This is a genomic window from Nocardioides sp. Root140, assembly GCF_001426745.1.
Classification (GTDB): Bacteria; Actinomycetota; Actinomycetes; order Propionibacteriales; family Nocardioidaceae; genus Nocardioides.
This window is the reverse complement of sequence record NZ_LMFI01000015.1, coordinates 1-24,231: the sequence shown is the minus strand read 5'-3', so window position 1 is coordinate 24,231 and position 24,231 is coordinate 1. Positions and strand designations below refer to the sequence as shown.

Genomic DNA, 24,231 nt, shown 5'->3' with positions numbered 1-24,231 from the left:
GGCTCACGTGAGTTCCAGGCGCATCGGCAGCCTGCGAAGTCCGCCGACGAAGTTCGTCTGCACCACCTTGCGCTCGCCGGTGACCCGGAGGTCCGCGATGCGAGGCAGGAGTTCCTCGAGCATGATCCGCAGCTCCTGCTTGGCGAGGTGCTGACCGATGCACATGTGCGGGCCGTAGCCGAAGGCGATCTGCTTGTTGGGCTTGCGGTCGAAGTGGAACTCGTCGGGGCTCTCGAAGACATCTGCATCGCGGTTGGCCGACTGGTAGAGCAGCATCATGCGCTCTCCCTTGCGGATCTCCTGGCCACTGAGCACGTAGTCCTGCTCTGCCCGGCGGGTGAACTGCTTGACGGGCGAGGCCCAGCGCAGGCCTTCGTTGACGAGGTCGGGGATGCGGCTCGGGTCGGCCTGGACCTCGGCCAGCTGACCGGGGTTCTGGGCCAGCGCCTCGAGGAGGGACGCCATGGTGCTCGACGTGGTGTCGTGCCCGGCGGTCGCGATCGCGATGAACCAGCCGTAGGCGACCTCCTTGGGGAAGTAGTCCCCCGTCTCCGGGTGCCTGGCCTGGGCGATGATCGTGGCGAGGTCCTCGCGCGGTTCGGCACGCCGCGCGTTGAGCAGGGTGTCGAAGTAGGCGTAGAAGTCCTGGATGGTCGCCGACCATTGCTGGGCGGCAGCGTCGGGCGTGAGTGGTTCGACGTCCTCACGCTGGGTGTCAGGGTCGGCGGTGCCGAAGAACTCCTGGGTCAGCGCCATCATCCGGGGCTCGTCCTCGGCGGGGACCCCGAAGAGCGTCATGATCACGTGGAGGGGGTAGCGCAGGCAGAAGTCGGCGACCACCTCGATGTCGTTGACACCTGGCTTGAGCTGGTCATCGATCGCTTCGCGGGCCAGCTCCCGGATCCGGTCCTCCCACTGCTTCAGCGACGCCGGTCGGAACCATTGGGTCGCAATGTCCTTGACCATGGTGTGCTCGGGCGGGTCGAGGTAGGTCAGCGTCTCGAGGACCCGGAGGCTGCCACCGGTGAGCGACTTGGTGAAGGCGTCGCCGGCCTGGTTGGCGAGGACCGGGTTGTGCGACCCGGGGTCGTCGCCGCCGCCACTGGTGAAGACGTCCGGCTGGCGCTCGATCTCCATGATGTCGGCGTGCTTGACGACCAGCCAGAGCGGGTCGTAGCCCTCGACGTCGGAGAGCGCGAGCGGTGCGTTCTCACGGAGCCACCGATAGGCCTCGAACAGCGCCTCGTCGTCGCTGTGCCCCTCCGGAAGGACGACGCGACGGCCGATCTCGTCGGGAACTGTGGCCCGGGTGGAAGGGGCGGTGACAGTCATGGTTTCTCCTCGATGTGATGCCGGTCACGAACTGGCACCATCTTGCGAGGATCGGGGGTTGCGGCTCATCCCCCTCGAGGGGTGGCTTCCTACCCCTCCGTCCACCCCGGCTCCCGGCGGGGACGGGAGCGATAGAGCGCCCCGGCGTGGGCCCGGTTCTCGGCACTCACCTTGCGGAGCACGTGCTTCACGTGGGTCTTGACCGTGCCCTCCGCGATGTAGAGCCGGTCGGCGATCTCGGCATTGCTGACGCCGTCGCCGAGCAGCGCGTAGACCTGCGCCTCGCGTCGAGTCAGCCCCTCTCCCAGACGGAGCGGCACGGACTCGGACGACGCGGGAAACGCCACCTCCCCACGTGGCTCCTCCACTGCAGAGGTGCGGGGCTCGGTCGCATCGATGTCTCCGATCTGCGCCACCAGGTCACTGAGGGCCGAGGCCTGGCGCCCCAGACGGGAGCGAACACTGTCGAGTTCCTCCCGCATCGCCACGCGCTCGAAGGCAAGGCCCAGTCCCTCCACGAACATGCTGATCAGGTCACGGTCGAACCCGTCCAGCTCCGCGCCCTCGACGCTCTGGTCGGCGTGCACGAATCCGACCACCTTCGACCCCCGAATGAGGGGCGCGGCGACGTACGACGTCGAGTGCATGACGGCCTGGATGTCGAGGTGCACATGAGGGTTGTCGAGCGCATCGCGGACCAGCATCGAGCGCCGATGCCGGATCATCGCCGCCTCGAGCAGGTCGCGGGTGTGCCAGTAGGGCGCGTCGCCCGCGGCCATGATCGCCCGCGCCTCTTCTGGCCCGCTCGCGGTGTACGTCGACACCGGCACCCAGCGGGCCTGGTCCACCCAGGAGAAGAGCACGCGCCGGAAGCCGAGCGCCGACACCTCCCGGGGCACTTGCGCAGTGAGCGCCTCGACCGAGCCAGCCGTACGCATGCGACGCAAGGCGGACTGCAAGGCGTCGACCGACTCGCGGCGGCGGGTGAGTTCGTGGGTCTGCACCTGCAGGCGGACGGCCCCCACCTCGTTGGCCACGGCGCCTGCTCGCACCTGCTCATGTGGGTGGGCGGCCAGCCAGCCGCTCAGCGTCGCGTCAGCGCGATCCAGGGCGTGGTTCAGGGACTCAATGCCCCCCACTGCATGGAACGCCGCAAGGCCCGGTTCCGCCGTGAGGCCCGAAGTCAGGCGCAGGACCGCATGCACGCGCTCGGCAAGTTCGTCGAACATCAGTCCCCTCTCGGCACACTCTGGATCGGACTGGTGTCGGCAATGGTACGACCTTTTTGTCCTGATGCGCACCCCCGGAGGGATCAGGTCCAGATCACGCCCGGGCGGCCGCCGTCGACCGTGATCACCGACCCGTTGGCCACGCCTCCCCGCGGCGAGGCGAGGAAGGTGATCACGTCGGCGACCTGCTCCGCGGTCACCGGCCGACCCAACGCATTGCCCGCGGCCTGCTCGGCGTACGCGGCGTCGTCGGCAACCCGCTCGGTGACGGTCAGGCCTGGGTGGACACACGTCACCGAGATGCCGAACGGGCCCAGCTCGTCGGCAAGGTTCTTGGTGATCGCGACGACCGCGAGGTTGCGCACCGAGCCGGTGATGGAGCCCGTGAGACGCGCGTTCATCCCACTGACGTTCACCACGGCGCTCCTACCGGCGGCCTCGAGGTGAGGTGCGGCCGCCCGGACGACGCGCACGTAGCCAAGCGCCTTGGTGTCCATCTGCCGCAGGAAGTCGTCGTCATCGAGGCCGGCCAGCCCCGGAACCTGACCGGGAGTGGCGCGGGGCGCCGCACAGTTGACCACGATGTCCAGCCGTCCCAGTTCGAACACGGCCCGGTCGACGGCAGCACGAACCTCGACATCCTGCGTGGTGTCTGCACGGACGACGACAGTGCCCGGGCCGACCCCTGCGGCACTCTCGGCCAGGCTCTGCCGATCCCTCCCGAGAAGGGCCACGCGGGCGCCTTCCCGGCCGAGCGCCTTCGCCACCGCGAGGCCGATGCCGCGATTGCCGCCGGTGACGAGAGCCGCCTTGCCGTTGAGATCGAGATCCATGGAGTCACTCTGCCGGATGCCGGGCATGGCGGCGCTCCGGCGTCCAGCAAGGGGTGGAGCCTCCCACACCCGAGCCGACCTCGACGACCTGCCCACCCGTTGACGTTTTAGGTCTGACCATTCTATTGTGAGTCAGTTCCCCACAGGAGGCGAGATGTTCCCCGACCAACTCGCGGTGGAAATCAGGCTCTCCGACACGAGAGCCGAAGGCGGGTCGCTGCGTGATCTGGTCGCGACCATCTCGGCCGTCTCCGACACCGTGGCTTATCTGATCGACCCCGACGAGCGCATCGTGGCGAGCTCCGTCCCCACCGGACGCGAGGCATCGATCCCGCGGCTCGGACGCCTCCTCGCGGCCATCGGGTCCCAGGGCGAACCACCGATCTCCGCCACGGTGCTGCCACGTGACCGACGACTTCCCCTGCGGCGCCACGTCATCGCACCGGTCGCGCACGACGGGCACCTCTTTGCCTATCTGGTCCTTGCCTGCGACGACCCCGACGACTCGTCTGAGGACCTCGTCTGGATCGCCGACCGCGCCACGATCCATGTGCGCGGGGAGTACCTTGCCCAGCGCCGGCTGGCCCGCGTGGCGTGGAACGCGCGCACCAACCTGGGCCGCCAGATGGTACGCAGCACGACGTACGACGCGGACCTGCGTGCGTGCGCCGAGTACCTCGGCGTCGACCTGGCCGCCGACCGCGTGGTGGTGTTCGTGCTCGAACGCGGGCGTTCCTCCGGGTCGACCGTCGACGCGGGCCGCCTCTCCGACCTGGTCGCCAAGGACTTGGCGGTGGAGATACTCCCGATCCGCGGTTCGGAGGGCGTGCTGCTTGCAGTCAAGGTTCCCGAGGACTCCGCCCATGCCCCGTTCCTCGACCGCATCAAGGGCGCCGTCATCGACGGGCTGGAGCGCATGGGGGACGAACAGGCCGTTGCCGGCTTGTCGTCGGTGACCAGGCCGGGGCAACTCCGCCGCGCCTACCGTGAGGCGCGCGAAGTGGCCCGGTGCCTCGACCGCTACGGCTCCCCCGACACCAGGGCAGTGGGCTGCGACGAGCTGGGCCCCGCCCGGCTGTTCGTCGCCAACAGCGACGAGAACTCCGTGCGCATCTACGTGCATGACGTGGTCGGCCCGCTGCTCGAGGGCGGCGAGGCGATGCGCATGCTCCTGAAGACCCTGCAGGTCTTCTTCGAGTCGGGACGCAGCATCCGGGACTCTGCCACGGTCCTGCAGGTGCACGAGAACACCGTGCGCCATCGCCTGTCCCGGGTGCATGACCTGACCGGGCTGGACGTCGCGTCGACCCCCAATGACCAGTTGAGCGTGCAGACTGCCCTCCTCGTGCTCCGCCTGCAGGGCCACCACGCCGTTCCACGGTTCGGTCGTGGCACCGAATCGACGCTGCGAACACTCGCCTGAAGGCTCTTGGCACAGCCCTGGGCTGAACGGGTTGTGGGTTACTCCAACCGCCGTCCGGCCGTGAACCCACGATTCCTTGACCCCCTTCTCGCCCCGTTCCTACATTCCGGTATCGCCCAGGCCATGTGACCTGCGCCACCGGAACCAAGGAGAGCTCATGTCCATGAAACCCACCCGCCGCCTGTCCCGGCTCATCGTGCCGGGCGCCATCGGTGTCCTGCTGGCCGCGACCGGTTGTGCCGGTCCGTCCGCCGGTGACTCCGATGCCGTTCAGGTCGGCCTGCTGGCCAATCTCTCGGGCCCCGCTGCCACGTCGTTCGGGGTTCCTTTCCAGCACGGCTTCGAGCTCGCCCTGCAGCAAGCCAAGGCCGCCTTCGACGACGCCGACGTGAAGGTGGAGATCCAGACACAGGACGCCAAGTCGGAGGTCACCTCGGCTGTCACCGGCTACAACAAGCTGCGCCAGGCCGGCGCACCGATTGTCATCAACGACTCCCAGAGCCCGCTCGGCCAGGCAGTCGCGCCACTGGCCAACGACGACAAGATCGCCTTCCTCTCCGGTGCCGGCAGCGAGCTGGAGAACAAGGACGGCTTCGCCTTCCGCTTCACCGACCTCGGCACCCCGACGACGGCGATGGGCCAGTACCTCACCGAGCACGGCGCCAAGCGAGTCGGCGTCATCGTGGCCAGCGACAACCCCTCCTTCGCCACCCTCGCTGACACCACGGAGAAGGGCCTCCCCGGCGGGTTCGACTCCCGACAGGAAGTGGCTTCCACCGACACCGACTTCTCGGCGGTACTGGCCAACCTTCGCGACGACGACGTCGACGCGGTCGTGCTGTCCGTTCTCCCGGCCCAAGCCGGCAACCTGATGCTGCAGATGGACCAGTCCGGCGGCTTCGACCACGTGATCCGGGCCGGAACGGTCGCCATCAGCAGCGAGACCTACACCGTCGCCGAAGACGCTGCCGACGACTTCGTCTTCCCGCAGGTCTGGGCGCCGGGCATGCAGGGCGGGTCATCGTTCGAAAAGGCGTACGCCGACAAGTACGACGAGTCCCCCACGGCGTACAGCGCCCTGGGCTACCAGGTCGGCTGGACCGTCGCGGCGGCCATCCTGGCTGCTGACGAGGACGGCGACGTCGACGGCGCGTCCCTCCGCGATGCGATCCCCGCGGCGTCGACGAGCGACCTGGTCGCGGAGCACAGCATCCTCTCCCTGGAACTCACCAAGGACGGCGCCGCCGTCTCTGAGGGTGTGATGGCGAGCTTCGCCGACGACGGCTCCATGCAGGTCGCGAGCAACTGACATGGACTTCTGGCTGCAGCAGACGGTGAACGGCATCGTGCTCGGAAGCGTCTACGCGCTCTATGCATCAGGCTTCGGCCTGGTCATGGCCAGCCTGCGGATCTTCCACGTGGCCCACGCCGCCGTCTTCACCTGGGGAGCCGTCGTGGCGTGGGACCTCACCACGCGACTCGGATGGCCCCTGGTCGCGACGCTCCCCGTGGTGATGCTGGCGGCCGGACTGCTCAATGTCGCCGCCTACTTCCTGCTGATCCGCCATCTGCTCAAGCGGCAGGACGCCGAGCTCGCAGCCTTCATCTCCAGCATGGGCGGGCTGATCATCCTGGTCGAGGTGGCCCACCACCTGCTCGACGGTGCGGTCGAGCGGATGCCCGCCGGGGTCTTCCCGGTCAGCCCGCTCGAACTGGGGCCCGTGCGGATCACCACGCTCCACGCCACCATGGTGGTCGTCTCGATCGGGCTGATCGCACTGCTCGCCTGGGGCATGGCGCACACCCAGGCAGGCCGCGAGGTCCGCACCGTGGCTGCTGATCGCGAGACGGCCTCCCTGCTCGGCATCAACGTCGACCGGGTCAGTGCCGGCGTCTTCTTCGCCTCGGGAGCGCTTGCCGGTCTGGCCGCCGCAATGGTGGCAACGGCGTTCAACGTGGTCAGTGCCGACCTGGGATCCGGTTACCTGGTGATCGCCCTTGCGGCGATGGTGGTCGGCGGGTTCGGCTCCGTCGCTGGCGCCCTCGCCGGCGGGTTGCTGATCGGTGTCGCATCGACGTACGCCACGGGCTACCTGGACAGTTCCTACCGGGACCTGGTCGTCTTCGCCCTCCTGCTGGGCTTCCTGGTGGTCCGGCCCACGGGCCTGTTCCACACCCGCTCCGAGCTGGCGAGGGTCTGAGCCATGGACGACTTCCTCTCCCTCTTCGGCGTCTACGACTTCGCCGTCCGTGACGCGCTCGTCCTGGTGCTGGTCTCGCTCGCCCTCTACGTCCTGCTCAGCGCGGGAATCTTCGCCGTGCCGCAGGTCGGCCTGATGGCGATCGGGTCCTACGGCTCGGCGATCCTCTCGGTCGACATGGGAGTGCCTGTCGCCCTGGCGGTACCAGCAGCAGCCGTCATTGCGGGCGCGGTCGGCGTACTTCTGGCGGCCCTGGTCGCCCGACTCAACGGGATCTACCTGGCCATCGCCAGCATCGCGTTCTCCGAGGTGGTCCGGGTCGCGGTGCTCAACGTCCCGCTCACCGGAGGCTCCCAGGGCAAGGTGGGGATCTCCCGCGAGGTGACCGACCTGTGGATCTGTGGGGCCGTCCTGCTGGCCACCGTCGCCCTGGTGTGGCTGCGCCGCTCCCGGCACGGTCTGGTGATCTCGGCCATGCGCGTCGACACCCTGATGGCCCAGCACCAGGGCATCAACGTGGTGCGCGTCCGCACGCTGCTCTTCGGCCTCTCCGGTCTGCTGTCGGGCACGGCCGGCGCCCTCCAGGCGCACACCGCTGGATTCATAGACCCGGGTCAGTTCAACTTCGACCTGCTCACCAAGCTCCTGGCGGTTGTCGTGATCGGCGGCATGACGTTCGTGGGTGGCTCGTTCGTCGGCGCCCTGGTCATCTTCGGCCTGCCTTTCACCCTCGAGGGCTTCGCCGAGTACCAGGTGCTGGTCAACGGGCTGATCATCGTGCTCGTGGTTGCCTTCGCCCCCGGCGGCATCCTCGGCGTGCTGTCACGGCTCCTGGCCCGGCTCCGTCGGTCCGACGCACCCGGTGAGGCCGGATCGCCCGTGGTGCCGGGGCCCGGGGACGCTCCCGCCGGAATCGGCCCGGTCGCCCTGGACGCCGACGACGTGCGCGTCACCTTCGGCGGTGTCCACGCACTCGACGGAGTCAGGCTCACCGTCGGACAAGGTGAAGTGCTCGGCGTGATCGGGCCGAACGGGTCCGGCAAGACCACGCTCATCAACGCACTGTCGGGCGCCTACACCCCGAGCTCGGGCACGGGCGCAGTGGACGGCGTACCCCTGGCACTGCTGTGGGGCCGGCCGCACCTCCTGGCCCGCGCCGGCATCGCCCGCACGTTCCAGACCATTCGTCTGATGGACGACAAGTCGGTCGCCGCCAACGTCGCCCTCGGGTTCCCGCCCCAGGTCCCACGCCGATCGGAGGCCACCCGCGAACTGCTCGTCCGTATGGGGCTGGACCAGATCTCGGGAGTGCCGGCGGGCGAGCTGCCCTACGGCGTACGCCGGCAGGTGGAGATCGCCCGGGCCCTGGCCCGGAACCCGCGGGTGCTCCTGCTCGACGAGCCCACGGCAGGGATGAGCCCGACGGAACGCGAGGGCGTGTTCACCGCGGTCGACGCCGCTCGGCGCCATGGCCTGGCCGTGGTGCTGGTCGAACACGACGTCGCGATGATGCGGCGCTTCTGCGACCGGCTGATGGTTCTCGACTTCGGCCGTGTCCTGGCCGAGGGCTCACCCGACGACGTGCTCGACTCGAAGGAGGTCATCGATGCCTACATCGGTTCCGGCGCTCTCGCTTGAGGGAGTGAGCGTCTCCTACGGCCACGTGCGGGCGGTGACGGACGTGTCCTTCACCGCCCACCCCGGGCGCGTGGTGGCCCTGCTCGGCCCCAACGGCGCAGGCAAGTCCACCCTGCTGCGGGCGATCTGCAACCAGGCCACCAAGGTCTCCGGGCGGGTCACCCTGTTCGGGGCGGACATCTCGACGACACGCACCCACCGCATCACCCATCGTGGCGTCGCACTGGTTCCCGAAGGCCGTCGGGTCATCGCACCTTTGACCGTGCAGGAGAACCTGCAGGTCGCGGCCGGTGGCGCTCGACGGCTGGAGCCACGCGACCGCACGGCGGCCATCGAACGCGTCTACCACCTGTTCCCACCACTTCAACGGCTGCGGGACCGACCCTCGGCACTGCTCTCCGGGGGCGAGCAACAGATGGTCGCCATCGGTCGCGCGCTCGTCGCACGACCCGACGTGCTGCTCCTCGACGAGCCCAGCATGGGCCTGGCCCCGGTGATGGTCGAGACCATCTACGGCTTCCTGAAGGAGCACGGCGCCACCCTCGGGGAGACCGCCGTCGTGCTCGCCGAGCAGAACCGCTCCGCCCTGGCCGTCGCCGACGAGGTCGTCGTGCTCTCCCGCGGGCGCGTCGTCCATGCGGGGCCGGCCAGCTCCCTGCCCGAAGACGTGCTGACCGAGGCCTATCTCGGGTCGGCCACCCCCGAACCACCCGTGCCCGCCTCGAGCGGCGCCAACTGAGGAGACAAGATGATCACCGACGCTGATTCCGAGTTCCACCCCCGCGACCCGAACGACCGGACGTGGACCGAGACGATGTTCGTCCCGTTTTCGATCCCCGAGCACAACATCTTCGGCAACGTCTACGTGCTGGCACGCCCCAATGCCGGAGTCGCGACATCCTCGATCCTGGTCGGCCAGGGCTTCTGCCACCAGCCCTATGAGATCGACTTCACCGACCCGCAGGTTCACCTGCCGTGCCCCGAGTCGTTCCGCAAGTTCGACCTGCCCAACGGGCTGAGCGTGAACACGCCCAACCCGAAGGAGTACGACGCCACCTACCGCAACGTGCTCGGCGCATGCTCCTTCGACCTGTCGTTCCGTGCCCTCCACGAGCCGTTCGATCCGGGCGACCCCGACCAGAACCCGCTCCTGGAGAAGGACCGCTCCACCGGCGACACCCGCCACGGCGACGAGTGGGAGAACGGGCACTTCGAGGTCAAGGGCCACATCACCGGTGAGCTCGAGCTGCGCGGCAAGAAGTACACCATCGACTGCTATGACGGCATGGACCACAGCTGGGGCCCTCGCCTGGAGACCGGTACGCGGTCCGTCGCATGGGTCTCGGTGAACTTCGGCCCCGAGCTCGCCATGCACCTGGCCGTGCTGATCTCGATCAACGCCGGCAAGGTCACCTATGAACGCCTGCGGTTCGGGTTCGTCAGCCGCAACGGCGAGGTCCGACCGATCGTGGCAGCCGAGATCACCGCAGAGCACACCAGCATGCTGGCGATCAGCAACCACATCGTGGCCACCGACGACCGGGGTGAGACCTACGAGTTCTTCGGCGCCGCCATCTCCAGCCACCCGTGGCACAGCTTCAACCCCTCGCACGTGGCCTACCAAGGCATGTTCCGCTATCACTGGGGCGACAAGGTCGGCTATGGCGAGATGGCCGACATCTATGGCCTCGACTACCTGGCCGAACGCATGTCGAAGCACGGCCGTCACCGTGGCCTGGCCGGACAGGAGATGGCATGACGGCGTCAATGGACGAGACGGAACCCGCGAACCAGACGGGGCCTGACCACGACCCCGGTGTGGACCTCATCTGGGACGTCGACTTCGACGTACGCGACGCCCCGTCGGCGGCCTTCATCGACGAGGTGCGACGCACGTTCCCCACCGAACCCGAGATCGACCGGACCCTCACCCGCAAGATGCACCACCGGTCGGGGCCCGCCTACCAACGGCCCTCCCTCGAAGAGCTCGCGAAGCATCTGGAGACCTTCTTGCGCCATGAGCTCGGCGACGTCGAGTTCGAGGTTGTGGACCTGCACTGGTTCACCGGCGGGGTCTCCAAGATCCAGGTCGGCTTCGTGCTCGAACGCCGCGAGCCCGACGGGTCGACGCGGTCGGACCACATGGTGGTGCGGATGGATCCCTCTGAGGGCTCCAACGCGACCAGTCGGGCCCGGGAGTTCGAGCTGCTGCGCCTGCTCAAGGGCACGGTCCCCGTCCCGGAGACGTACTTCATCGATGCCGAGGGAGAGTTCTTCCCCGAGCCAGCGCTGATCTACGCCTTCGCCGAAGGCGTGACCAAGCCCCGGGTCGCGACGACCGGGAAGATCAGCGGGTTGGGCACGAACTTCGGTGACCACCGCAGACTCCTGGCCCCGCAGTACCTCCAGCACCTCTCGGCGATCCACAACGCCGACTTCCGCGGTCACGAGTTCAGCACCCTCGCCGTCCCCGAGGCAGGCACCACCCAGGCCGCCGAGTGGGCGGTCAACCACGCCCTGCGTTGCTGGGAGGAGGACCGTGGGGAGGACAGCCCGCTGATGGAGGTGGCCGCCCGCTGGTTGCGCCGCAACCTGCCGACCCTCGACGTCGCCAGCGTGGTCCACGGAGACTTCCGCAGCGGCAACTTCCTGTTCGACGAGGACAGCGGCCGGATCAACGCCTGGCTCGACTGGGAGCGCGGGCTCATCGGCGATCGTCACCGAGACCTCGCCTGGATCACGCTCCCGACCATGGGCCACTACGACGCCGAGGGCACCTACTGGGTCTGCGGCCTGGTTCCCCTCGACGAGTTCTTCACGACGTACGAGGAGGTGTCGGGTCTGACCGTCGATCCGGAGCGCCTGCGGTTCTACCAGGTCCTGTGCTGCTTCTCGATCATCGTGTCCACGATGGCCTCGAGCTATCGCATCGCGCGGCTCGGCAAGTCGCACCAAGACATCCTGCTCACCCGGGTCGAGGGCATGGTCCCGGTGATCTCCCGCGTGCTGATCGATCTGCTCAAGGAGCCAGTCACATGAAGGACCACAGCGAGAACACCCTCCGCGCCGCGATCAAGTCCCTGCGGGACACGGTCACCCCGGCGGTCGACCCGAGCGACCCCCAGGCCGCCGAGCAGCTCCGGCTGACCATCGACTTCCTGGAGTTCCTGCGCACCAGGCTGTACGACGTCCACGCCCGGCACCGCTACGAGCTGGAGCACCAGATGGTCGTCGCGCGATCCCTCCTCAAGGACGCCCACCAGGTCTCCGACCGGGTCGGAGACGCCATGATCCGTGCGCTCAGCACGGCCGCCGCCGCGCATGCAGACGCGGCTACCCACACCCGGGACCTCCAGGCGGCCTCGGATGCCCTGTGGGGCAGCGTCCGGACCCTCGTGCGCGAGGCCGCAGCGGCTCCCGAGGCAGTGCAGGAACGGATCAGCACCAGCATCCTGTCCGGGATGGAGCCGCTGGTCGAGCTGGAGAGCGCGTGGTATCTCCCGTTCGGGTTCGAACCGGATCCGGAATCGGTGACACCGCTCGCCGACCTGTGGTCCACACCGAGCGGTACGGCGTCTTGAGGATTCTGGTCACCAACGACGACGGGATTCGGGAACCCGGTCTGATCGCACTCGCCGGAGAACTGACCCGGGCCGGGCACGAGGTGCACGTGCTCGGGCCGGCGCGCGAGCGCAGCGGCAGTTCCGCCGGGTTCGCCACCGTGGTCGACCACGCCCGGATCCCGATCGAACCGGTGGTGCTGGACGGCCTGCCCGGCATCACCGCCCGAGCCATCGACGCCCCGCCGGCGCTGGCCGTCAAGGCGGCGTGCGCCGGCGCCCTCGACTGGACGCCGGAGCTCGTGGTCTCGGGAATCAACCCGGGGTTCAACACCGGCCGGATGGTCCTGCATTCGGGCACGGTCGGAGCGGCCCTGACCGCTGTCAGCCACGACGTCCCCGGTCTCGCCGTGAGTACGGCCAGGGCCGATGCCGACGGCTTCGCCACCGCCGCCGTACTGGCCGCTTGGCTCGTTGAACTGGCAGAGGCCGAGTCCCTGCCGCCGATCGCGCTGAACCTGAACGTCCCGGCCCTGCCCCTGGCAGAGCTCGACGGGATCAGCGCAGCTTCATTCTCGGACATCTCGGTGAGCGACGTCGGGTTCGTCCTGGAAGGGGACGCGTTCGTCGTCCATCGTTGGCAGAACCAGCCGCCGTTCACGCCCGGGACGGACGCCGCACACCTGCACGCGGGTTGGGCCACGCTGAGCGCCGTCTCGCCCCCTTGGGCATCCGCCAGCCCGGTCGATGCCCTTGCCGACGCCCTGTGCAAACGCTGGATCGACACGGTCAGGTCATGACGTGACGACGACGCCCCTGTCCACCGACGCGGGCACGCAGGGGCGTCGTCCGCGCGCAGCAGACATCCTCAGCGGCCCGGACCGAGTCCAGCCACGAAGGCCCGGATCTCTTGGGCGAACAACTCCGGGACCTCGGCGGCCGCGAAGTGGCCGCCACGATCCTGCTCGCTCCAGTAGGTCAACCCGCGGTAACGCCTGGCCACAGCCTTACGGGGCGGACGGATGATCTCGTGCGGGAAGACGGTGACGCCTGTCGGCACGTCGACGTACGTCGCCCGGTCGAGCCCGACCGCTTCCCGATAGAGGCGGGCCGAGGACGCAGCGGTGCCGGTCAACCAGTAGGTCGAGACCACGTCGAGCATCGTGTCGTCATCAAGCAGGCAGTGCCCGTCCTGATCGACGCCTGACCAATCCTTGAGCTTCTCCACGATCCAGGCACACTGACCCACCGGAGAGTCGGCGAGCGAGTAACCGATGGTCTGCGGCCGGGTGCGTTGGAGCAGGTTGTAGCCGTGGCCGTGCCTGCGGAATCGGCCCTCGCGCTCGACACCCGCCAGCTGAAGCTCTGACGCGCCGTCCTCATCGCCCTCCTCGCGGGCAGCCATGGGCATCGTCAGGTGCACCCCGAGCAGGCGGTCGGCGTGGCGTACGCCGAGCTCGGTGGTCACCATCGCACCCCAGTCGCCACCCTGAGCGATGAACCGGGAGTAGCCCAGGGCCTCCATCAGAGCGACCCAGGCATCGGCGGTGCGCTCGACACCCCAACCCGGCCCGGTCGGCTTCGCGCTCCAGCCGTAGCCGGGCAGGGACGGACAGACCACATGGAAGGCCTGGCCCTGTTCCGGCTCAGTCAACAGCCCGATGACGTCGAGGAACTCGAAACAGGTGCTCGGCCATCCGTGGGTCAGCAACAGCGGGATCGCCTCAGGGTCGCTCGACCGGGCGTGCACGGCGTGGATGTCCAGGCTGTCGATCTCCACCAGCACCTGCGGCACCGAGGCAATGCGGGAGGCGTAGCGCTCCCAGTCGTAACCGTCCTGCCAGTGGGCCACCAGCCGTTTCATCTCATCCAACGGCGGGCCCTGGGCCCAGTCGGGCTCGGTGGCCGCTTCAGGCCACCGGGTCCGGCTCAATCGGAGTCGCAGGTCAGTGACCTGTTCCGGGTCGAGGCTCGGTGTGAAGGGCCGCGGCTCAGCCATGGCCAGTCAGACCAGCGTCGGCACGTAGGAGTACGACGACGAACGGGTCAGCGCGAACTCGAAGATGCCCGAGCCGTCCACGCCGTCCAGCGTGAACGACGCGAGTCGGTCGGTGAGCGACGAGTCCACGGTGCGCTGGGTGACCGAACCGTCGAGCGGCCAGGTCTCCCCCTCGACGTGGTCGACGCCCAGCGCCTCGCCGTGGTGGCCGCCGTACCCGGCGCCGGCCATCAGCCCGCCACCACCAGAGGCATCGGTCTCGATCGGCAGCACGTCGCCGGACGCGGTGGTCACCTGCACCAGTCCCGACTTGAGGTCGAGCTGGTCGTCGAAGACAAGGTCGTGCTTGACGTCGGTGATCTCGTCGAGCCGGCCGTCGGTGTGCATCACCGCGCCCTCCAGGAGCAGCCGTGAGCCGTCGCGGCCCTCGACCAGCAGGAAGCCGACGGAGCGATCCGGGAACTGCGCCTGGTACCAGATGTGCAGGCCCTGGCCGCCCTGCATCGTGCGTACGCCGCGGGAGCGGTCGCGCTGGCTGTACCACTGTTCGACGCGCTGTTCCTCGCCGTCGATGGTGACCGTGCCGTCGGCGTACCCCGACTGGAAGAGGTGCGCGAAGGAGGTGGTCTCACCCTTCGGGTTGGTGACGTCGATGTCGCCCCACCAGGCCGGCGTGCGCGCGTGCCACGTGAGGTCGAAGGTCAGGCCGGTCGGGTTGTCGGCGAGCTTCAGCCGCCAGGTCGTGTTGGGCTCGACCACCTCGTAGGAGAAGGGCCCGCAGGTGTCCCAGGACGTCGCCGAGAGCTCGGTCGAGTAGCGGGCGTTGCGCTGCTCGGTGTCCGTGCTCAGCTGGGCGAAGCCGTCGACGGTGTCGCGCAGCGGGTGCAGGCCCAGGCCGACGATGATGGAGGGCCGGGAACCGTCGGTCCGGTGGAAGTTGAAGACGAACCGGTCGAAGAACTTCTCGGGCAGGCCGTCCAGCTCGTCGGGCGTGACGATCGGGTCGTGGAACGGCTCGTTGGATCGGTTGGTCATCTCAGTCCTCCGGTGGAGCAGGGGCAGGGGGCAGTCCGGCGGTGTGGTGGGCGGCATCGAGGAACGACTGCACGAGGGCCTGGTCGGCGTAGTAGTCGTCGCCGACGCCGCGCGCGGCCCGTCGGCGGCCGTATTCGTAGAGCACGGCGAGCTTCCACAGGGCCAGCGCGGTGTACCAGTCGAGCTCACCGAGGTCGGCGCCGGTGCGATCCGCGTAGCGGGCAGCAAGCTCCTTGCGGGTCGGGTAGCCGTCCTCGAGCATGGCCGTGCCCAGCTCCTCGGTCGGAGTCAGCGGCTCCTCCGGGTCGGGCACACTGCTCAGGAAGTAGCCGAGGTCGAACAGGGGGTCACCGATGGTGGCCAGCTCCCAGTCGAGCACCGCCTTGATCTCGCCGGGCCGGTCCGCGTCGAGCACGACGTTGCCGATGCGGAAGTCGTTGTGCACGATCGCCGCGCCCGACTCGGCCGGGACATGCACCTGCAGCCAGGCGTCGATCTCCGCGAAGTGCGGCGGCGGCTTCCCGTCGTCGTCGGCCACCAGGCGCGCCATCCGCTTGAGGTGGCGGGCGTTGAAGCCCTCGGGCTTGCCGATGTCGGCGAGCCCGGCGGCCCGCCAGTCGACGGCGTGCAGGTCGGCCAGCGTGTCGACCAGGGTCTCGCCGATCCGGCGCCGCACCTCAGGAGTGTCGAGGGGTGCCGGGGACTCGGTGGTGACGACCGGACCGGCGGCGAAGCTCATCACGTAGAAGTGCACGTCGATGACCTCATCGGCCTCTGCAGTGGCCAGGACATCGGCGACCGGGACCGGCGTTCCCGCCAGGGCCCCGACCAGCCGGGCCTCGCGCAACATGTCGTGGGCACCCGGCGGGGTCGGCGGTGGCGGCGGACGGCGTACGACGACCTGGCGTCCGGTGCTGTCGGAGACCAGGTAGGTGAGGTTGGAGTGGCCGTCACCGATGCGCTGCGTGGTCACCTCACCCGAGGACAGGCCTCGCTTCTCGAGGAAGGCGGCGAGTCGGCCGCGCTCCTCGACGGACCAGTCCCAGTCGCTCATCGCGTCCTCACTCCCCGGTGAAGCGGGGTGCCCGCTTCTCCTTGAACGCGGCCAGTGCCTCGGGCATGTCCGTGGTGCGCGACATCAGCGCCTGGCCGCGGTTCTCGAGCTCGATCGCCGCGGCGTACGACGTGATCTCCTGGTTGCGCTGGATCGCTCGCTTGGACATGCGGACTCCACCGGGCGAGTTCTGCGCGATCATCCGGGCCATTGCCAGGGCCTCGTCGAAGAGTTCGTCGGAGGGTACGACGCGGTTGACCAGCCCGATCCGCTCGGCCTCGTCGGCCTTCACGATGCGTGCGGTGTAGCCGATCTCGGCTGCCTTCGCAGGGCCGATCAGGCGGCTCAGGTTGTACGACGTGCCGAGCTCGCCCATCGACAACCCGACCTTCACGAAGGCGGCGCTGAACTTGGCCGTCGGCGCGGCAAGCCGGATGTCGGCGGCCAGGGCGAGGGCCAGCCCGCCACCGGTCGCCGGTCCGTGGATCGCGGCGATCACCGGGAACGGCAGGTGCCTGATGCCCTGGATGCCACCCGTGGCGATCTCCTGGAACTTGAGGAACTCACGCACGCCCATCTCGGTGATCCGGTGGATCTCGTCGAGGTCGAAGCCTGCGCAGAAGGCGCGGTCACCCGTGGCGGTCAGGATGAGGGCGCGCAGGGGCGCGTCGCGCAAGGCGAACGCGGCCTCGCCGTACTCACTGAACATCCGGATCGTCTGGCTGTTCATCCGGTCGGGTCGGTTGATCCGCAGGACGCCGATGTCTCCCTCGAGGACCTCGAAGGTCAGCTCCTGGAGGGGCGGGAAGTCCACGGCCACGGTTGCCTGCTGGGGTCGGTCGGTCACGGTCATCTCACTCACTCCCCCGTGAAGACGGGCTGGCGCTGTTCCTTGAAGGCCGCGAGGGCCTCGGGCATGTCCGATCCGCGGGTCAGGAGCGCCTGGCCACGGTTCTCGAGCTCGAGCGCGGCGGCGTACGAGCCGACCTCCATGTTCGCCTGCAGCGCACGCTTGGAGAGCTGCACTCCCCCGGGGCTGTTCGAGACGATCTGGGCGGCCAGCGCGAGGGCGTCGTCCAGCAGCTCGTCGTCCTTGCTGATCGAGTTCACAAGGCCGATCCGCTCGGCTTCCTCCGCCTCGACGATGCGGCCGGTGAACGCGATGTCACTGGTCACCGCCGGCCCGACGAGCCGGGTGAGCAACCAGGATGTGCCGAGGTCGCCGGCCGACAGGCCGATGCGGACGAACGCGGCGTTGAACTTCGCGGCCGGCGTGCCGATCCGGATGTCTGCCTGCAGGGCGAGCGCCAGGCCGCCTCCGGCAGCAGCTCCGTTGACGGCGGCGATGACCGGCACCCGCATGGACCGTACGGCGACCAGGGCCCGGGCAGCACGTTCCTGCTGGTTGAGCATGCCCATGGCACCCAGGCTCGAGAGGTGCTCGGCGTCGGCCAGGTCGTAGCCGGCGCAGAACGCCTTGCCGGCACCGGTCAACACGACGGCTCGGAGGCTGTCCTCGTCGTCGAGGTCGAGCGCCATCCGCTCGAGCTCGGCGAACATCTGGTTGGTCATCGCGTTGTAGCGGTCGGGCCGGTCCAGCGTCACGACGACGACGCCGGGACTGACCTCCTGCAACCGCAGGGTCTCGTAGGACCTCTCGAGGCTCTTCATCTTCTGAGGCTCTCCTTGTGGGTACTCGTGTTGTCGGTGGATGGGGGATCCGTCTGGGCGATCGCACCGGACCGGGTCCACTTCTCGATGCGGTCATGGGGCACTCCCCAGGCGGCAAGCGCCTCGAGGGTGTGCTCGCCGGGCGCGGCCGGAGGACCGTCCACCTCGGCGGGGGTGCGGCTGAACCTGGGCTGGGGCGAGGGCTGGGTGATGCCCGCGACGTCGACAAAGGTTCCGCGCGCCACGTTGTGCGGGTGCTCCCACGACTCCTCGACCTCGAGCATCGCCGAGACGCAGCCGCGGCCGTCGGCCCGGTCGACCCACTCGTCGCGCGGCCGGGTGCGTACGGCGTCCGCGAACACCTTCTTCATCTCGGGCCAGCGGGCGCGGTCGTTCTGGTCCGGGAGACTGGCCGGGTCGATGTCGAGGATCTCCAGGAGCTCGGCGTAGAAGTGCGCCTCCATGGCCGCGACCGCGAGCCACTTCCCGTCCGCGGTCTCGTAGACGTCGTAGAAGGGCGCCCCCGAGTCGACGATGTTCGCGCCCCGCGTGGTCTCCCAGGTGCCTCCGCTGACGAAGCCGTGGAAGGCGGCGCCGAGCAAGGCCGAGCCGTCGACCATGGCGGCGTCGACCACCTGGCCCGTGCCGGAACGCTGCGCCTCCCACACCGCGGAGACGACGCCGAGGGCGAGGACCAGCCCACCCCCACCGAAGTCGCCGACGAGGCTGAGCGGCGGTGTCGGCGGTTGGTCGGGACGCCCGATCAGGGCGAGCACGCCGCTCTGTGCGACGTAGTTGAGGTCGTGCCCGACGGCCTGGGCCATCGGTCCGTCCTGGCCGTAGCCCGTCATCCGCCCGTAGACCAGGCGCTCGTTGACGGCGGCACAGTCGTCCGGCCCGATGCCGAGTCGTTCGGTGACGCCGGGTCGGAACCCCTCGATCAGGACGTCCGCGTCACGCACGAGCTCGAGGACGACGTCGCGTCCCTCGGGGTGCTTGAGGTCGACGGCGATCGACCGCCTGCCGCGATGCATCACCTCGGTGCGGAAGTCGGCGTTCGGGCCCACCAGCGCGGCACCGCTCGTGCGGTCCACGCGGATGACGTCGGCGCCGAGATCGGCGAGCAGCATGGCGCAGAACGGGCCCGGCCCGATACTCCCGATCTCGACCACCTTCAGGCCCGCCAGCGGACCTGTGAACGATCGTTTCGTCATGTCACCAGCCTACGCGATGTGTCAATGGTCAGTCCATAACTTGCGGCATGCGGAGTGGGGACCTCTCCACCTGCAGGGTTGAGGGCTGAAGTGGTTGGCTGGACGACCACTTCAGCCCTCAACCCGCCTACAGCGCGATCAGTTCCTGGACGGCCCGGTCCTCGAGCTGCGACACCGGGCCGTCGCCGACCAGGCGGCCGCTGCGCAACGCGAGATAGCGGTCGGCGAGCTTCTGGATCATCCCGATGTGCTGCTCGACCAGGAGCAGCGCCGTCCCCCGTGAGCGGATCTCCTTGAGCGCCTCGATGATGCCGTCGATGATCACCGGGGCGAGGCCCTCGGTCGGCTCGTCGAGCATCAGCAGCGCCGGCTCGGCCATCAGGGCACGACCGATCGCGAGCATCTGCTGCTCGCCGCCACTGAGCGACGTGCCGGAGCGTTTCTTGCCGCGGGCCAGGTTGGGGAACAGGTCGTAGATCGCCGGCAGCGTCCAGGTGCCCTTGCGGCCCGAGGCGCGGCCGAGCATCAGGTTCTCCTCGACCGTCAGGTTGCTGAAGATCCGCTTGCCCTGCGGGACCAGCGAGACGCCGCGCGCCGTCGGCACGTGTGCGCGACCGGAGACCTTCTTGCCGCCCACCAGGATGTCGCCCTTCACGCTCGGTACGCCGTAGACCGACATCAGGGTGGTCGACTTGCCGGCGCCATTGCGGCCCACCAGTCCGACCGTCTCGCCCTCGTTGATGGCGAACGAGATCTCCTGCAGGATGACCGCCCCGCCGTACGCCGCCGACACGTCACGGAACTCAAGGACCGGGCTGCTCATGCTGCACTCCCCAGGTAGGCGCGGATGACGTTCTTGTCGGCACGGACGGACGCCGGGTCACCGGTGGCGAGCAGCTTGCCGAGGTCGAGCACGGTGATCACGTCGCAGGTCCGGAAGACGCCCTCGACGTCGTGCTCGACCAGCAGGGCCGCAACGTTGCGCTCCTTGCAGAGGTTGCGCACGTGGTCGAGCATGCGCACCGACTCGTCGGCGACGAGACCCGCGCACGGCTCGTCGAGGAGTACGACGCGGGGCTGGCCGATCAGCGCGATGGCCAGGTCGACCGAACGCTGGGTGCCGTAGGCGATCTCGGAGCAGACCCGGTCCCGGATCTCGTCGAGGCCCAGCGTCTTCATGATCCCGTCGAGATCGGGCTCGTCGTTCTTGCGGGCCACCATCTCGAGCTGCTGGCCGACGGTCATCGAGCCGAAGACGCTGGTCCGCTGGAAGGACCGCGAGACCCCGTTGCTGCGCCGCCAGCGCGCCGACCGACGGGTGATGTCGGCCTGTTCGAGCAGCACCTTGCCCGACGAGGGCCTCTTGCGGCCGGACAGGGCGTCGATGAACGTCGACTTCCCTGCCCCATTGGGCCCGATGACGCCGTGCACAACGCCCGGCTCCAGCGTGATGTCGATGTTGTCGAGGGCGACCACGGCGCCGTACTTGACCGTCAGTCCGCGGCCTTCGAAGATGCTCATCGGCGTTCCTTTCCACGAATGCGTCGGCTGAGCTTCTGCAGGGCTCCGGTGATGCCGCCCGGCATGAAGACCAGGACCACGATCAGGGCGATTCCGGTGAGCAGGTGCAGGTTTCCGCCGAAGTTGAAGTTGGCCTGGGCGTAGACGAAGAGGAACGTCCCGAGCACCGGGCCGAGGATGATCCCGAATCCGCCGATCAGCGCGGCGATCAGTGAGTCACCGGCCTGGGTGAAGCCGAGGATCTGGGGCGAGATGTAGCCCGCGTTCAGCGCGAAGAGTGCGCCGCCCAGCGAGGCCACCGCACCGGAGAGGACGAAGGCGACGAGGCGGGGCAGGAAGGTGTTGTAGCCGGAGAAGCGCATCCGCTCCTCGTTCTCCCTGATCCCTTCCAGGGTGGTGCCGAACTTCGAGCGACCGACCATCCACAGGACGATCCCGCTGATCACCAGAGCGCTCCAGGCGAAAGGCCAGTAGAGGCCGGGGTTGATCAGGTCGGCCTGGGTCAGGCCGAGGAAGGTCATGTCGGGTTCGTAGGCGATCAGCTTGCCGTCGTGCGCGCCCGTCCAGGGACGGGCCGAGATCTGCACGCTGAGCTGGTAGAGCGCCTGCGACAGCGCCAACGTCAGCATCAGGAATCCGAAGCCGGATGCCCGCACGACGAGCACGCCCATCAACAGCGCGGTCGCGGATCCGACGAGGATCCCGAACCCGACTGCGGTGAGTGGACTCCAACCCCAGTTGGTGATTCCCACCCCGACTGCGTACGCGGAGACGCCGAAGAAGGCGCCGTGGCCGAGGCTGATCATGCCGAGGTGCCGGGCGAGGAACCCGATGCCGAGCGCCAGCATGCTGAGGATGGTGGCGTCGAGCACGAGGCTCATCCGGTAGGTGTCGGTGAGGACGTAGGGGATGGCCAGCCCGACGAGCAGGACGGCGATGCCCACGCCGAGCCCGAAGAGCATCCGGCCGGGGCGACGCTTGATGACGACTGGCTCCACCATCTCGCCGGTGATGTCGTCGGCAGGTGCGGTGGTGGTCATGAAATCCTCTTCCCGGCGAGCCCGGTGGGCCGCCACAACAGGACGATGGTCAGGGCGAGGTAGGGAACGAGCACCGCGAAGCTCGGCGACCAGACGGTGCTGAGGGTCTGGATGAGGCCGAGCCCCATGCCCGCGATCATGGCGCCGGCGATGCTGCCGATGCCGCCGACCACGACCACGATCAGCACGGTGATCAGGAAGGCATTGCCCATCCCCGGGTCGAGCGCGATGTACGGCGCGGCAAGGGTTCCGGCGAGTCCGGCGAGGGCCGAGCCGAGGCTGACCACGATGAGGCTCACCTTGTCGACGTTGATGCCCATGATCGAGGCGGTCTCGATGTCCTGGCTGGCTGCGCGGATGTGCAGGCCGACCGTGCTGAGCCGCAGCCACAGGATGAGGCCGGCCGCCAGGGCGAGGGCGATCACGATGATCGCGAGGCGATAGCTGGGGTACTCGACGCCGAAGACGGTGCTGGTGCCCTGGAGGAACTCCGGCGGCACGACCCGCAGGGTCTTCTCACCCCAGACCAGGATCACGACGCGCTCGACGATCAACGCCAGTCCGAACGTGATCAGGCCCAGCTCGATGTGCGACCGGTGCTGCAGCGGCCGGAAGAAGCACAGCTCGAGCACCACACCGATCACGGCCAGGGCGAGCGGGACGATGACGATGGCCGCGCCGAAGCTCATCCGGTCCGAGACCGAGTAGGCGATGTAGGCGCCGGACATGTAGAGCGCACCGTGGGCGAAGTTGGCCACGCCGCGCAGCCCGTAGATCATTGCCAGTCCTGAGCTGAGGACCATCAGGAGTGATCCGAGGGCCAGCCCGTTGAGCACCTGTGCTGCGTTCACGAGTTTCCTTCCATTGCGTCGGCGCCCGCCGCTCCGAAGAGTGGGCCGCGGGCGCCGACGTCGAGTGGGCGAAGGCGCGCTGTGGCTACTTCTTGCAGGCGGAGTCGGGCTCCGGCGTGGTCACGTCGGGTGAGGAGTTCGTGAGGATCTTGAACTTCAGCCCATTGCCGGCCTTGACCACCTCACCGAGGTAGGAGTCACGCATCAGGCTGTTGTCAGCGCCACGCAGCGTCACGTTGCCGACGATGCTGTCGAAGCTCAGGTCCTGGAGCGCGTCGGCAACCTTGGCCGGGTCAGTGCTACCGGCCTTCTCGATGCCTGCGAACAGGGTCTCGGCAGACAGGAAGTTGTCGGCCGGGACGTAGTAGGGAGCCGAGCCGTGGTCCTCGGTGTAGGCGGCGACGAACTCCTTGTTCAGAGCGTTGTCGCCGTCGACGTCGTAGCCGACGTTGTTGTAGTAGCCGGCGATGGAGTTGCCCAGTGTCTTGAAGAGCGGCTCGGAGACCATGTTGAAGCCGAGGACTGTCTTGAGCTGCTTGTCGAGGTTGAACTGGTCGGCCTGCTGCACGAACGCAACGCCGTCGGCGCCGTACTCGACCGCGAAGACCGCGTCGGCGCCGCTGTCCTTGATCTTCGTGATGTACGAGCCGAAGTCCGTGGTGTTCAGCGGAGCGAACTGCTCGAGGACGACCTCCTTGCCTTCGGCCTCGGCTGCCGCCTTGAACTTCTTGGCGGCACTGTGACCGGTGGCGTAGTCGACGGCCATGATGGCCCACTTGTCGCCGGCCAGCTCCGAGATGGACGACGCCAGGCCGGTGATGTCCATGCTGCTGGTCTGCACGACGTGGAAGGCATTCTTGGAGCACTGCTCACCGACGAGGGCGTCGTCCTTGCCCAGTCCGTTGAAGGACAGCACGTTCAGGCCCTCCAGCTGGGCGTTGAGCGCTGCGTGCTCCGGGGAGGTCATCACGGCACCGATGAACTGGGCGCCGTCCTTCGTGGCCGCCTCCCGCGCCTCGCGCAGGGTGGTGGCGGGGTCCGCGTCGGTCCCCTTGATGATCAGCTCGACCTTCTTGCCGTCGATGCCGCCGTTGTCGTTGGCGAGACGTGCCGCGGTCTTCCAGGCGTTGACCGCGTCGGTCCCGAACTGGGCCAGGGCCCCGCTGGTGGGTGGGATCAGGGCAATCTTGATCGTGTCCCCGCCATCACTTCCCGAGTTCGTGCTGGCGGCGCCGCAGGCTGCCGTGGTGGCCAGCGCGAGTGTCGCCGCGGCCGCAATGAGCTGTCGTTTCATGATGGTGTTCCAATCCACTCGGGTAGCACCGACCCGTGCCGGTGTGCTCCACATCACGAAAGTATGGTCTGATAATTAGATACATACGACCCTAGTAAGGGGGGTCTCTCTGCCCCTTAGACGGTATGACGTGACCCCGTCGTAGTCGGCGGGGTTGCGGGCCGGGGCCTCACTCACAAGATTCGTGGGTTACCGAGCAGGGGCCGCCTGCTCGGCCTATCCGACAATTGTGGGAGGGGTCAGCATCGTGGCCGTCCGGTAGCCGAAGACGTGCGGGCCCAGGGCGATCAGGCCGAAGATGCCGACCCGCTTGCCGGCGAGGTCGGGTGCGGGCTC

The 24,231-nt window shown here is 68.5% G+C and carries 23 protein-coding genes; 9 read left to right on the top strand and 14 right to left on the bottom strand.

The genetic code is table 11. The annotated features are described in order from the left end of the window. Positions 1-3: 3 nt before the first annotated feature. The 3 genes from ASD30_RS23255 to ASD30_RS23245 form a co-directional block, all read right to left on the bottom strand. Entirely contained in the window at positions 4-1,332 is a 1,329-nt protein-coding gene (locus tag ASD30_RS23255) for a cytochrome P450 (protein WP_056687831.1), read from the bottom strand. An 89-nt stretch (positions 1,333-1,421) separates the two neighbouring features. Continuing rightward, positions 1,422-2,561, bottom strand: coding sequence for a LuxR C-terminal-related transcriptional regulator (locus ASD30_RS27800; RefSeq protein ID WP_056687828.1), 1,140 nt, complete (start codon positions 2,559-2,561; stop codon positions 1,422-1,424). An 83-nt stretch (positions 2,562-2,644) separates the two neighbouring features. Continuing rightward, positions 2,645-3,394, bottom strand: a complete 750-nt coding sequence (locus ASD30_RS23245) for an SDR family NAD(P)-dependent oxidoreductase (RefSeq protein WP_056688218.1) — start codon at positions 3,392-3,394, stop codon at positions 2,645-2,647. A gap of 154 nt (positions 3,395-3,548) precedes the next feature. Between ASD30_RS23245 and ASD30_RS23240 the strand changes: the two genes are divergently transcribed. The 9 genes from ASD30_RS23240 to surE all read left to right on the top strand — a co-directional run bounded on the left by ASD30_RS23240 (position 3,549) and on the right by surE (position 13,016). Then, a complete protein-coding gene (locus ASD30_RS23240; RefSeq protein WP_056687825.1) occupies positions 3,549-4,817 on the top strand; it encodes a PucR family transcriptional regulator in 1,269 nt (422 codons plus the stop codon). A 157-nt stretch (positions 4,818-4,974) separates the two neighbouring features. Continuing rightward, a complete protein-coding gene (locus tag ASD30_RS23235) occupies positions 4,975-6,126 on the top strand; it encodes an ABC transporter substrate-binding protein (protein ID WP_056687822.1) in 1,152 nt (383 codons plus the stop codon). A gap of 1 nt (position 6,127) precedes the next feature. Next, positions 6,128-7,018 carry a branched-chain amino acid ABC transporter permease gene (locus ASD30_RS23230; RefSeq protein ID WP_056687819.1) on the top strand — a complete coding sequence of 297 codons (891 nt, stop codon included), beginning with the start codon at positions 6,128-6,130 and terminating at the stop codon, positions 7,016-7,018. Positions 7,019-7,021: 3 nt separating this feature from the next. Next, positions 7,022-8,656, top strand: a complete 1,635-nt coding sequence (locus ASD30_RS23225; protein WP_056687816.1) for a branched-chain amino acid ABC transporter ATP-binding protein/permease — start codon at positions 7,022-7,024, stop codon at positions 8,654-8,656. Continuing rightward, a complete protein-coding gene (locus tag ASD30_RS23220) occupies positions 8,625-9,395 on the top strand; it encodes an ABC transporter ATP-binding protein (protein WP_056687813.1) in 771 nt (256 codons plus the stop codon). The genes ASD30_RS23225 and ASD30_RS23220 overlap by 32 nt, the downstream gene beginning before the upstream one ends. Before the next feature lie 9 nt (positions 9,396-9,404). Beyond that, complete coding sequence (locus ASD30_RS23215; RefSeq protein WP_056687810.1) at positions 9,405-10,415, top strand: DUF7064 domain-containing protein; 1,011 nt, start codon at positions 9,405-9,407, stop codon at positions 10,413-10,415. Then, positions 10,412-11,695 carry a phosphotransferase family protein gene (locus ASD30_RS23210; protein ID WP_200951232.1) on the top strand — a complete coding sequence of 428 codons (1,284 nt, stop codon included), beginning with the start codon at positions 10,412-10,414 and terminating at the stop codon, positions 11,693-11,695. The genes ASD30_RS23215 and ASD30_RS23210 overlap by 4 nt, the downstream gene beginning before the upstream one ends. Further along, complete coding sequence (locus ASD30_RS26985) at positions 11,692-12,237, top strand: hypothetical protein (protein ID WP_056687805.1); 546 nt, start codon at positions 11,692-11,694, stop codon at positions 12,235-12,237. The genes ASD30_RS23210 and ASD30_RS26985 overlap by 4 nt, the downstream gene beginning before the upstream one ends. Beyond that, the gene (surE, locus tag ASD30_RS26980; protein WP_162251046.1) at positions 12,234-13,016 is read left to right on the top strand and encodes a 5'/3'-nucleotidase SurE; all 783 of its coding nucleotides are present in this window, start codon (positions 12,234-12,236) and stop codon (positions 13,014-13,016) included. Before ASD30_RS26985 ends, surE begins: the two co-directional genes overlap by 4 nt. A gap of 68 nt (positions 13,017-13,084) precedes the next feature. On the opposite strand, the gene ASD30_RS23195 is transcribed toward surE, so the two are convergent. The 11 genes from ASD30_RS23195 to ASD30_RS23145 all read right to left on the bottom strand — a co-directional run bounded on the left by ASD30_RS23195 (position 13,085) and on the right by ASD30_RS23145 (position 23,895). Then, positions 13,085-14,215: an epoxide hydrolase family protein gene (locus ASD30_RS23195; protein ID WP_056687799.1), complete on the bottom strand. Its 1,131-nt coding sequence runs from the start codon at positions 14,213-14,215 to the stop codon at positions 13,085-13,087. Between the two features lie 6 nt (positions 14,216-14,221). Continuing rightward, positions 14,222-15,250: a DUF7064 domain-containing protein gene (locus tag ASD30_RS23190; protein WP_056687795.1), complete on the bottom strand. Its 1,029-nt coding sequence runs from the start codon at positions 15,248-15,250 to the stop codon at positions 14,222-14,224. Position 15,251: 1 nt separating this feature from the next. Then, a complete protein-coding gene (locus tag ASD30_RS23185) occupies positions 15,252-16,304 on the bottom strand; it encodes a phosphotransferase family protein (RefSeq protein WP_056687792.1) in 1,053 nt (350 codons plus the stop codon). A 7-nt stretch (positions 16,305-16,311) separates the two neighbouring features. Continuing rightward, positions 16,312-17,157 carry an enoyl-CoA hydratase/isomerase family protein gene (locus tag ASD30_RS23180; protein ID WP_200951231.1) on the bottom strand — a complete coding sequence of 282 codons (846 nt, stop codon included), beginning with the start codon at positions 17,155-17,157 and terminating at the stop codon, positions 16,312-16,314. A gap of 5 nt (positions 17,158-17,162) precedes the next feature. After that, positions 17,163-17,975 (bottom strand): enoyl-CoA hydratase/isomerase family protein, encoded by an 813-nt coding sequence (locus tag ASD30_RS23175; protein ID WP_056687789.1) that lies wholly within the window; start codon positions 17,973-17,975, stop codon positions 17,163-17,165. Further along, on the bottom strand, positions 17,972-19,189 hold the full coding sequence (locus tag ASD30_RS23170; RefSeq protein ID WP_056687786.1) for a CaiB/BaiF CoA transferase family protein: 1,218 nt from the start codon (positions 19,187-19,189) through the stop codon (positions 17,972-17,974). Before ASD30_RS23170 ends, ASD30_RS23175 begins: the two co-directional genes overlap by 4 nt. 127 nt (positions 19,190-19,316) lie before the next feature. Further along, positions 19,317-20,012, bottom strand: a complete 696-nt coding sequence (locus ASD30_RS23165) for an ABC transporter ATP-binding protein (RefSeq protein WP_056687783.1) — start codon at positions 20,010-20,012, stop codon at positions 19,317-19,319. Next, positions 20,009-20,710 (bottom strand): ABC transporter ATP-binding protein, encoded by a 702-nt coding sequence (locus tag ASD30_RS23160; protein WP_056687779.1) that lies wholly within the window; start codon positions 20,708-20,710, stop codon positions 20,009-20,011. Before ASD30_RS23160 ends, ASD30_RS23165 begins: the two co-directional genes overlap by 4 nt. Continuing rightward, the gene (locus ASD30_RS23155) at positions 20,707-21,750 is read right to left on the bottom strand and encodes a branched-chain amino acid ABC transporter permease (protein WP_056687775.1); all 1,044 of its coding nucleotides are present in this window, start codon (positions 21,748-21,750) and stop codon (positions 20,707-20,709) included. The genes ASD30_RS23160 and ASD30_RS23155 overlap by 4 nt, the downstream gene beginning before the upstream one ends. Beyond that, positions 21,747-22,601, bottom strand: a complete 855-nt coding sequence (locus tag ASD30_RS23150) for a branched-chain amino acid ABC transporter permease (RefSeq protein ID WP_200951230.1) — start codon at positions 22,599-22,601, stop codon at positions 21,747-21,749. Before ASD30_RS23150 ends, ASD30_RS23155 begins: the two co-directional genes overlap by 4 nt. A gap of 85 nt (positions 22,602-22,686) precedes the next feature. Further along, positions 22,687-23,895, bottom strand: coding sequence for an ABC transporter substrate-binding protein (locus tag ASD30_RS23145; protein WP_056687771.1), 1,209 nt, complete (start codon positions 23,893-23,895; stop codon positions 22,687-22,689). Positions 23,896-24,231: the final 336 nt, after the last annotated feature.

Coding starts and splice junctions, on each gene's coding strand:
- ASD30_RS23255 (WP_056687831.1), bottom strand. CDS start 1,332: ATGACTGTCACCGCCCCTTCCACCCGGGCCACAGTTCCCGACGAGATC.
- ASD30_RS27800 (WP_056687828.1), bottom strand. CDS start 2,561: ATGTTCGACGAACTTGCCGAGCGCGTGCATGCGGTCCTGCGCCTGACT.
- ASD30_RS23245 (WP_056688218.1), bottom strand. CDS start 3,394: ATGGATCTCGATCTCAACGGCAAGGCGGCTCTCGTCACCGGCGGCAAT.
- ASD30_RS23240 (WP_056687825.1), top strand. CDS start 3,549: ATGTTCCCCGACCAACTCGCGGTGGAAATCAGGCTCTCCGACACGAGA.
- ASD30_RS23235 (WP_056687822.1), top strand. CDS start 4,975: ATGTCCATGAAACCCACCCGCCGCCTGTCCCGGCTCATCGTGCCGGGC.
- ASD30_RS23230 (WP_056687819.1), top strand. CDS start 6,128: ATGGACTTCTGGCTGCAGCAGACGGTGAACGGCATCGTGCTCGGAAGC.
- ASD30_RS23225 (WP_056687816.1), top strand. CDS start 7,022: ATGGACGACTTCCTCTCCCTCTTCGGCGTCTACGACTTCGCCGTCCGT.
- ASD30_RS23220 (WP_056687813.1), top strand. CDS start 8,625: ATGCCTACATCGGTTCCGGCGCTCTCGCTTGAGGGAGTGAGCGTCTCC.
- ASD30_RS23215 (WP_056687810.1), top strand. CDS start 9,405: ATGATCACCGACGCTGATTCCGAGTTCCACCCCCGCGACCCGAACGAC.
- ASD30_RS23210 (WP_200951232.1), top strand. CDS start 10,412: ATGACGGCGTCAATGGACGAGACGGAACCCGCGAACCAGACGGGGCCT.
- ASD30_RS26985 (WP_056687805.1), top strand. CDS start 11,692: ATGAAGGACCACAGCGAGAACACCCTCCGCGCCGCGATCAAGTCCCTG.
- ASD30_RS23195 (WP_056687799.1), bottom strand. CDS start 14,215: ATGGCTGAGCCGCGGCCCTTCACACCGAGCCTCGACCCGGAACAGGTC.
- ASD30_RS23190 (WP_056687795.1), bottom strand. CDS start 15,250: ATGACCAACCGATCCAACGAGCCGTTCCACGACCCGATCGTCACGCCC.
- ASD30_RS23185 (WP_056687792.1), bottom strand. CDS start 16,304: ATGAGCGACTGGGACTGGTCCGTCGAGGAGCGCGGCCGACTCGCCGCC.
- ASD30_RS23180 (WP_200951231.1), bottom strand. CDS start 17,157: ATGACCGTGACCGACCGACCCCAGCAGGCAACCGTGGCCGTGGACTTC.
- ASD30_RS23175 (WP_056687789.1), bottom strand. CDS start 17,975: ATGAAGAGCCTCGAGAGGTCCTACGAGACCCTGCGGTTGCAGGAGGTC.
- ASD30_RS23170 (WP_056687786.1), bottom strand. CDS start 19,189: ATGACGAAACGATCGTTCACAGGTCCGCTGGCGGGCCTGAAGGTGGTC.
- ASD30_RS23165 (WP_056687783.1), bottom strand. CDS start 20,012: ATGAGCAGCCCGGTCCTTGAGTTCCGTGACGTGTCGGCGGCGTACGGC.
- ASD30_RS23160 (WP_056687779.1), bottom strand. CDS start 20,710: ATGAGCATCTTCGAAGGCCGCGGACTGACGGTCAAGTACGGCGCCGTG.
- ASD30_RS23155 (WP_056687775.1), bottom strand. CDS start 21,750: ATGACCACCACCGCACCTGCCGACGACATCACCGGCGAGATGGTGGAG.
- ASD30_RS23145 (WP_056687771.1), bottom strand. CDS start 23,895: ATGAAACGACAGCTCATTGCGGCCGCGGCGACACTCGCGCTGGCCACC.